A 2,793-nucleotide genomic window follows, 5' to 3' on the forward strand; every position below is an offset into this window, starting at 1 on the left:
CCTTATCAATGTTACCTTCTGCTATTTTATCACGTAATTTTTCCAAACCAGGACGGATTATGTTAGAACCACTATAACCATTATCAATAAATTTATATTCATTTAATAATTTATGTCCATCCATACTAATTTGATTCTCTATAGCAGCAATTTGGCTTGCTATTGTATCTTCTTGTGCTTGCTTCCCTGAAGAAACTCTTGCATATAAACTAACTGTTACCATTTTACCGTCCTCAAATCTACTTTCTTATATTCAGAGTTTTCTTCCTTTTTGCTCGCTTTTATTGGTTTACTTAACACTAATTTTTCATATGCATCTAATAGATACAACTCTGCTAATCGATTTACTTCATAACTACAACTAATACGAACTATTAATTTCTTGTTGCCCATGAGCTCTACCATATATTATCCATTGAGACATATGGTTATTTGATCATTAGCTCTATAAATAAATTCAACTCTCCGTTCTTTTTGTAGAAGCTTTCGGGAAATAGTCTTCTCAAGTTTCAGGTTTATTGCAATATTGTTGGCGGAGTCCCCTCACCTCTTCTTGATTTTTTGGTTTATCTTGTCTACCTATTTTGCCACTCTGCTGAACAGATACACTCAACTAATGGTCAATACATCTTCTATTAAAAATTGTACAAATTCATTGCCATTCCAGTAATTCACAGAGATTTTACCCAAAATAGCTTTAACATTACCCTGCATGATAGCAGAGCCAAGATGAGTATTTGCAGAACGAAATGCAATAGCTCTTACCATAACATTATCATCAGCAATAAAACATTTTATATGGTCAACTCCTATAACTTCAGGCTTTCTTATCTTTGCTCCTTGGATAATAAACCTTGGTTCAGGATTTCCAACTCCAAATGGTCCCAAGCGTTGCAATTGATTCCATAAAGACAAATTTATTGCTTTAGCAGTTACTACACTATCAGCTTTTAAAGTTTTCTCATTTATAGAGTTTGAAAATCTTTCAGTAAAAAAATCATGCAAATCATTTATTTTGTCTTCTTTAATTGAAAATCCTGCCGCCATACTATGGCCACCACCTTCAATAATCAAATTTATAAACTTTGCGGAAAGGACTGCAGCACCGATATCAACTCCCAAAATTGATCTACAGCTTGCTTTTCCTATTCCATTATTTAAAGATATCACTGCTGTTGGCAAGTGAAACTGCTCCTTTAGCCTTGATGCAATTATACCAATTATTCCCTGGTGCCAATTGCCACTTATCATTATAAAATTCGCACCTGATTGGGCAGACTTTTCCGCTTGTGCTGTAGCTTCCAAGAGAGCCTCATTTTCTAACACTTTTCTTGCATTATTCAAATCTATTAATTTTAGCGCGATTGAATGTGCCTCTTCATCATCATCGGTGGAAAGCAACCTTGCACCAAGCGATGCTTCTCCAATTCTTCCTCCAGCATTTATGCATGGCCCAATACTAAACCCTAATCGAGAAACACTTGGTTTTTCAAGGATTCCCAAAGCATCAAATAAAACACGCAAGCCAACGTTTTTTCTTGTTGACATAACTTTTAATCCTTGTGAGACAAGTGCTCTATTGAGGCCTGTGATCTGCATAACATCACAGACAGTTCCCAGGGCAACCAAATCCAACAGATCAAATAAATCTGGTTCTTTTTTGTTGGTAAAAAATCCTTGCTCACGTAGGCTTTTATTAAGAGCAACAATTAGCAGAAATGACACTCCAACTGCTGCTAGGTTATTATAAGGAGAGCTCTCATCAAGGCGGTTTGGATTCACAACTGCTACGGCGCTTGGTAATTTTTCCGTACCAAGGTGATGGTCAACAACTATAATATCAAGACCAAAAGCCTTTGCATCTTCTATTGGTTGATATGCAAGCGTACCACAATCAACGGAAATACATAAATCAACTCCATTCTTTTTAAGTTGTAATAAAGCATCTGTGTTTAATCCATAGCCCTCATCAACACGATCTGGAATGTAGATTATAGAGTGTATATCGATTGCTCTCAGGTACCTGTTAATCAATGCTGACGACGTTGCACCATCAACATCATAGTCACCAAATATTGCAAGGTTTTCATCATTTTTTATTGCCCGTATTATACGAGAAACAGCTTTATCCATATCAAGAAGGTGAAAGGGATCTGGTAATAGCGATCTGATTAGTGGATATAAGAAGTCGCTTGCATTTTCTATGTTAACACCACGAGTAACCAATATTCTTGCTAATATTTCTGGTAACTCAAATCTCTGTGTAAGAGTTAAGATTTGCCTTTGATCTGCTTCTTGCAACTTCCACAATGCATTTGTTATGCTGCGCTTTTCAATTTCAAGTAGCATATTCTTTCTTTGTAAATAAAACTACTTTACCAGAATTTTTAAGCTTGTTCTATAATTGTATTAGACTTCTGCATAACCTAAACTAAGTAGAAAAAAGGTATCATCTAAGTAGCTGACACTGGTCTCCATCCAAGAGGGCAGTAGCCCCTTCGGTGTCATTCCAGCGCGTGACCAGGTCTTTTTAGCTATCATAGGATGACAGAGGCAGACACTCCACTTTGTCGTTCCAGTGCCTCCTTTTTTTGTCATTCCAGTGCCTTGACTATTTGGATCCAGGAAAAAGAATGGTGTCATCCCAGTGCCCCTATGATGTCATCCCAGTGCTCCTTTTTTTGTCATCCGAGTAGCTGACACTGGGATGGCTTTGTTGCATTGCTCTTCGGATAGTAGGTAACGTACAATAAATTCATGAAGCTATCTCAAACTTGGCCATGCCTATTTCAG

Annotated in this window: 4 protein-coding genes; all 4 read right to left on the bottom strand. The window is 36.9% G+C overall.

Annotation, left to right across the window (positions count from 1 at the left end; all coding sequences use genetic code 11):
* A partial coding sequence (locus tag OZD61_RS04855) for a recombinase family protein (RefSeq protein WP_274980044.1) occupies positions 1-223 on the bottom strand: 223 nt, incomplete at its 3' end.
* Positions 217-393, bottom strand: coding sequence for a hypothetical protein (locus OZD61_RS04860; protein ID WP_182319925.1), 177 nt, complete (start codon positions 391-393; stop codon positions 217-219). The genes OZD61_RS04860 and OZD61_RS04855, both read right to left, overlap by 7 nt.
* A 216-nt stretch (positions 394-609) precedes the next feature.
* Complete coding sequence (gene recJ, locus OZD61_RS04865; protein ID WP_274980045.1) at positions 610-2,349, bottom strand: single-stranded-DNA-specific exonuclease RecJ; 1,740 nt, start codon at positions 2,347-2,349, stop codon at positions 610-612.
* Positions 2,350-2,409: 60 nt separating this feature from the next.
* Positions 2,410-2,643 carry a hypothetical protein gene (locus OZD61_RS04870; RefSeq protein ID WP_182366672.1) on the bottom strand — a complete coding sequence of 78 codons (234 nt, stop codon included), beginning with the start codon at positions 2,641-2,643 and terminating at the stop codon, positions 2,410-2,412.
* Positions 2,644-2,793 lie beyond the last annotated feature (150 nt).

The sequence above is a fragment of the Wolbachia endosymbiont of Drosophila bocki genome (genome assembly GCF_028982005.1).
Classification (GTDB): Bacteria; Pseudomonadota; Alphaproteobacteria; order Rickettsiales; family Anaplasmataceae; genus Wolbachia; species Wolbachia pipientis.